We start from the raw sequence: 6,078 nt of genomic DNA on the forward strand, positions 1-6,078 counted from the left end.
ATTTCAACTTTGACACAAGGAATGTTTGTAGGTGCTGTTTCGGATAACTTCGAGGAACGTATCGAACAGAAAATATTTCATGCTGAAATTGTCGTAGATAATGAGAAAGTCGCAGCGGAAACAAAAGTCTATCAAAAGATACCGCAAATCTTATCCTTTATAGATGAACAGGGCGATGACCAAATGAAACAGGAGATTGAGTCCAATTATAAGCAGGTGAAAATGGATATTGTTCAGGTAATTGAAACAGAAATAGAGCGTATTAAGGACGATCCTGATTTACAGTATTTGGTACAGAAAGGATAATTGCATTAGTAGCGAATGAATTTGTCACAAAAAATCTTTTTTCTAGAGTTGTACTTTTATGGAACATTATAACTTTGAAATATCTCTTCTCATAGTAAGTTTTTTAGCACTCTCTATTTTTAGATTTCATATCATACATGAAACATGAATTCCTTGAAATCTGTTTGCAATTCGTGAGGCAAAACTAAACTACCACTTTTCAATGTTTTCATTACCAAAAAATTGATGAATTTCAAATAAATCGATAAAACTGAATAGGCAACCTTTCCATCAATTTTTTATCGTTTTGCAAAGATATTTTAATTATTAGACATAAGAAAGAATGGTATTCTTTTATAATCAACGAACAAAAGTCATCAAACATTCTGGTTAACCACAAGGCTGTTGTAAAAGAACCTATCTTACATACTAAAAATTTGGTAATTTGAAATTACTCACTAAGCAATTACCAAAAAATGATGATCGTGGTATTTGCTTATCTTTCAAATAATTGTTTAAATTGATATAAGAAACGCTCAATCAATCGTAAATCTTCGGTAATGATTTCGGCCGAACCGCGCATTTCCTGTTTGAATTCGATCTCTTTATTATAGGAAGTGATTAACTTTAGTGGAAGTTTAACATCAATAAAATAAAGGCCATCTTTATTAGGTAGAAGCGAAACATTCGTAATGATTCCTTGTATCACTCCAAATTCAGCATCTGGATAATTTTCAAGTTTAATATTGACACGCTGTCCAATTTTTATTTTCCCTGAATTTTGGGCTGGTGTTTTCAACTTAGCAATAAAGGAAGAACTTTCAGCAGGTATAATGGTAAATATCAAATCTCCAGAAGTAACCGTTTGATTGATATTGTAATAGTTTAAAAACGCCACCGTTCCATCGATATTGGTTTGTAACACATATTGTTGTTCCCAATCCTTAATCGCTTTTTTGAGTTGGTTAAAAGACTGAATGACATTTTTAAGCAAAACCATTTCTTCCTTAACACGATTAATCTCAGTGCCTTTGGATATCGTTCTTGCATTGCTGATTCCTTCTCGAATTTGGGATATCGAAGACTCATAGTTTTTGAAATTGCGTTCGGCCTGTGCATATACTAATTGTTTATTTTCATATTCTTGGGCTGAAATCACACCTTTATCAAATAATGATTTGTTTCGCTGTAAATCTTTTCGTTGAAAGTTCATTTCAGTTTCATTGATTTCTTTTTGGGACTGGAGACTTTGCAAACGTCTGTTCAATTCTAAAATGGAAAACCGATTAGCAACAGCTTCATTGGAAAAAGGTTGTAAATCTCTGTTGAGTTGATAGTGGATGTAATTATTTTCAAACACCGCAAATTGAGAATCGATATCACCCAAAAACAAAACATGTAACCTGTCAAAAGGAAAATTGAAAGATTGGCTATTGATTTTAACGGTATCAGTCATAGATTTGAGCTGAAATACATCCTTATAATTAGCCGTATTCTCAATAATTGCCAAAGGCTGATTCATATTGACATAGTCATTATCCTCCACTAAAATAGCTTCCAATTTACCTGTGGTTTTTGCATATTCCTTTTGAGGTGGAATTTGAGTTGTAATGACAGCTTCGGACGGAATGATATCAGGATATTTTACAAACCAAGTAATGAAAAGTAAAAGTAAAATCAAAGCTAAAAAAAGCACATTACCCCAGCGTATCATCCAATGCGGAACTTTGGTCAGAATGTCTTGGACTTCCTCACTCCTTAAGCTAAGATTTTCTAACTTATTCTCCATTTGATTGTAATGATTAATGTGTTCTTCGTTACAAAATTATTATTATGAATACCTGATAGTATTTCCATCAAAAAGAATTTGATCAATGAAAAATCCGTTACCATCGTGAAGTACTTTATACGTGATTTTTTTTCCTTTGGCAAAAAAAAAGTCATTAAAAGCAGAAAATATAATTTCATAAGAATCTTCTCCTATTTTTAAACAATATGAATTTTTTATTTTTACAATCATAATTTCCTGATTCATATATTTAAACTTTCCTTCCTTCAAGTAAAATTTCTTGTTAATTAATTGAGAAATAAATTTATTAACAAAAAAATATTGGTTAAATAGTTTTACTTTAACATAATTTTTTAAATTAAAGTAGATCTTGCAGAATCTGCGTTTGTAGAAACTATATTTACTTATAAAATATTCTTGAGGTATTTTCTTCCAATTAATATCTCTACAAAAAACATTACTTTTAAAATGACTTAAATGATATAAAATAACCTCAAATTCATTCTTATATGACAATATTCCATTTTGATATTTAATATTACCTGGGATACCTTCAATAGATAAAAAATCAAAAAAAAGGCGAATCTTATCTGAGTTTTTCTCTAAAACATGATGGAATGTTTCATATTTACAATTAGTATCTAAAATATTTAGTCCAAGATTCACAACTTCATTATAATATCCACCACATTCTTCAAAAAGCATATTTTTATCTTCTTGAAAAATGTATTCGTAATCTTTACTCTGCCTGAAAATCTCATTCATTTCAATATTATTTTTTACAATTGCAAAATACCCTGATGGATATTCGGCTTTTACGGACACGAAATCAAAATTTTGCAAGATTTCATTATTTATGAACTCCGTAATCCTACCAAAAATCAAGTCAATATCCGAATATCCCCAAAATTCATAACCAATGATGTAATCTTCAAAAACTACTCCAAAAGCGGGTCTGAAATCACATATTTTGTATCCTCCTTTGACATCAATTTTCATTTTTAATTTGTTAGACGAAAGTGTGTTGAAATTTTCTAATGAAAATGGGAATTTTGTTAGATTTTTTGTTTGTTCCTTTTTTTTAAAATTATCACTAAAAAACAAGAAGTCAACATTTGGGTTATTCAAACATGAATTGATAAAAAAATCATAATACCATGGGAATTGCCCAAAATAGAATACAATAATTACAATTTGGTTCATAATAGTGGTTTTAACTACATAAATAATATTTTAATTGAATACTATTGAACAGATTGCCTAATAATTATCAATCCTGTTAAGGTATGTCATTCCCCAAATATCCAGTCTTATTTACCAAGTTCCAATTGATTCCTTACCAAGTTATAATACTCCCCTTTATTTTTTATCAATTCAACATGGTTCCCAATCTCAACAATCTTACCTTTATTCAAAACCACAATTTGATGGGCATGTTTTACGGTACTTAATCGATGAGCAATGACCACCACTGTTTTATCTTCAAAAAAGATATCCAGTTTTTCCATGATCACCTTTTCATTATTAGCATCCAAAGCTGAGGTAGCTTCATCAAAAAATAAAAAATTAGGATTTTTATAGACAGCTCTTGCAATCAGCAAGCGCTGTTTTTGTCCTGTGCTCAAACCGACACCTTCCATTCCGATTTTTGTGTTATATGAAAGCGGTAAGGTTTCAATAAATTCCTTAATGTTTGCAACATCTACGGCATGAGCCAGCTTTTTCTTATCCACATCGTCCACACCGACTGCAATATTGTTTGCAATGGTATCATTAAAGATATAGCCTTCCTGCATCACAACACCCCATTCGTTACGCCATGCTTTTTGGGACACATGTTGCAAGTCATAAGCGCCAATTTTGATTTGACCATTATTTGGGTCATAAAATTTTAATAATAACTTCATCAAAGTCGTTTTGCCACTGCCACTAACGCCAACAATGGCTGTGACTTTTTTGGCTGGAATGCTCAAATCCAAATCCTTTAAAACCATTTCGTCAGAACCAATATAGTGAAATGAGACTTTTGATAAGGAAATATCTGATTGTGTTGGAATATCCAAAAATCTTTCAGCATCCTGTTGTTCCTCGTCTTCTTTGTTATGGATTTCCGAGAGCCGTTCCAAGGATATTTTAGCATCCTGTACCTCTCTGATAAAATTGATAAGTTGAGCAATGGGCGAGTTCAATTGCCCAACAATATAACTGATGGCAAGCATCATGCCCAAAGTGATGTCGCCATCAATGACCAGTTTTGCAGACAACACAGTAATAAAAATATTCTTAACTTCATTGATAAAGCTTGAACCGACACTCTGGTACTGCTCTAATGCCAAGCCTTCAATGGATATTTTAAATAAACGTGCCTGCAAAAACTCCCAACTCCATCGTTTTTGTTTTTCGGCGTTATGGAGCTTTATTTCCTGCATGCCATTAATAAGCTCGATGACCTTGCTCTGTTCCTGACTGACCTGTGAAAAGCGTTTATAATCTAAATCCTTTCGTTTTTTGAGGAAAATAATGATCCATAGAAAGTAAAGGAAGCTACCCAATAAAAAGATCCCGAACAAAAGCGAGCTATAATATGCCAAAACAAAACTGAATACTACCAGATTGACCATGGAAAACAACACGTTTAGAGAAGAGGTTGTTAAAATTCGTTCAATACGTTGGTGGTCATTAATACGTTGCAGGATATCGCCTGTCATACGTGTATCAAAAAAGGCGATGGGTAGATTCATCAGCTTGATAAAAAAGTCGGACACCAATGAAATGTTGATACGGGTACTTAAATGAAGTAGGATCCAACTTCGAATGACCTCGATGGATGTCCGACCAATAAACAGCGCCAATTGCGCAAAGAGGATTAAATAGATAAAATGGATGTCTTGATTTTTAATCCCAACATCCACAACACTTTGGGTCAAAAAGGGAAAAATGAGCTGTAGCAAGCTCGCCGCAATTAATCCAATAACCAATTGCCATAGGAATTGTTTGTACTTGAATAGGTATTTAGACAAAAAAGAGAACCCAAATTTCTGTTCTTTGGCATCAAATTCAGAACTGTAAAATTTAGGGGTTGGTTCTAAAAGTAAAGCAATACCCTCTTCAGTATTTTCAGTAGCGTTGTTTCCTATCCAAGATTTTAGAAACTCGCTTTTTGAATAGGTCAATAAGCCATGGGCAGGGTCTGAAATATAAAAGACACCATTTTTTATTTTGTAGAGTACTACAAAATGTTCTTTATTCCAATGTAAAATACAGGGAAGTGGTAATTCTTTTAGTTTTTTCAGATTGATGTTTACACCAAGTGAACGCAATCCTATGCTTTCAGCCGCGTCGCTTAGCCCCAATAGGGTGCTTCCTATGCGTGTCGTTTGTGCCAAGTCACGTAGACTTTGTAAAACTATACTTTTTCCATAATATTTAGCAATAATTTTTAGGCAAGTTGGACCGCAATCTTTACTTTCTGCTTGTTTAAAAGATGGGAATGGATTTCTTTTTAAAGACATTCAGAGAACTTCTTAATTTGATGGATGGTTATAGAAATTATGTTTTAATCTATTATTCAAAAATTGTGATTACTTTTAATTTAATGTAGTTTCTTAATCTGTTCTTAAACAGCGTGTCGAATTGTGCTAGTAATTCTTCACTATCTTCCTCAATATATTTTAACATGTTATTTTTCAATTTTTTAAACTTTAATTTTCCTGAATCAATTTCACCTAGCACCAATGAATCAATCTCATCATACTCATAAATTGTTGATTCAATATTCAGTTCTTCAATTATAAGGTTTGTCTCGTTCCTTTTAAATCCTTCAATTTTTTTTATCCAAAAATTCGTATCGTTATTCAAAAAGGAATCATACTTTAAAGCCATCCCTTCACTATATAAATCTCTTGACAAAATGTAATCTTCCATACTATTAAACTTATATTTTCCGTATACATAATTTTTAAAATTTCGCATTTTTATTTTAATTCTATTGTGTGTTAAGTTAA

Annotated in this window: 4 protein-coding genes and 1 pseudogene; 1 reads left to right on the forward strand and 4 read right to left on the reverse strand. The window is 32.0% G+C overall.

Annotation, left to right across the window (positions count from 1 at the left end; translation table 11 throughout):
* Positions 1-306 (forward strand): annotated as a pseudogene (locus tag VNJ50_RS10035) (conjugal transfer protein TraG); the annotation flags it as partial.
* 475 nt (positions 307-781) lie between these two features.
* On the opposite strand, the gene VNJ50_RS10040 reads toward VNJ50_RS10035, so the two are convergent.
* The 4 genes from VNJ50_RS10040 to VNJ50_RS10055 form a co-directional block, all read right to left on the reverse strand.
* Positions 782-2,074 (reverse strand): HlyD family secretion protein, encoded by a 1,293-nt coding sequence (locus VNJ50_RS10040; RefSeq protein WP_325581460.1) that lies wholly within the window; start codon positions 2,072-2,074, stop codon positions 782-784.
* Positions 2,075-2,116: 42 nt separating this feature from the next.
* Entirely contained in the window at positions 2,117-3,277 is a 1,161-nt protein-coding gene (locus VNJ50_RS10045; RefSeq protein WP_325581462.1) for a DUF6625 family protein, read from the reverse strand.
* A gap of 107 nt (positions 3,278-3,384) precedes the next feature.
* Entirely contained in the window at positions 3,385-5,586 is a 2,202-nt protein-coding gene (locus VNJ50_RS10050; protein WP_325581464.1) for a peptidase domain-containing ABC transporter, read from the reverse strand.
* Positions 5,587-5,638: 52 nt separating this feature from the next.
* On the reverse strand, positions 5,639-6,078 hold a 440-nt coding region (locus VNJ50_RS10055; protein ID WP_325581466.1), incomplete at its 5' end, for a hypothetical protein.

Origin of the sequence: Gelidibacter sp. (assembly GCF_035577925.1) — a bacterium.
In the GTDB taxonomy this organism is placed as follows: domain Bacteria; phylum Bacteroidota; class Bacteroidia; order Flavobacteriales; family Flavobacteriaceae; genus Gelidibacter.

Coding starts and splice junctions, on each gene's coding strand:
- VNJ50_RS10040 (WP_325581460.1), bottom strand. CDS start 2,074: ATGGAGAATAAGTTAGAAAATCTTAGCTTAAGGAGTGAGGAAGTCCAA.
- VNJ50_RS10045 (WP_325581462.1), bottom strand. CDS start 3,277: ATGAACCAAATTGTAATTATTGTATTCTATTTTGGGCAATTCCCATGG.
- VNJ50_RS10050 (WP_325581464.1), bottom strand. CDS start 5,586: ATGTCTTTAAAAAGAAATCCATTCCCATCTTTTAAACAAGCAGAAAGT.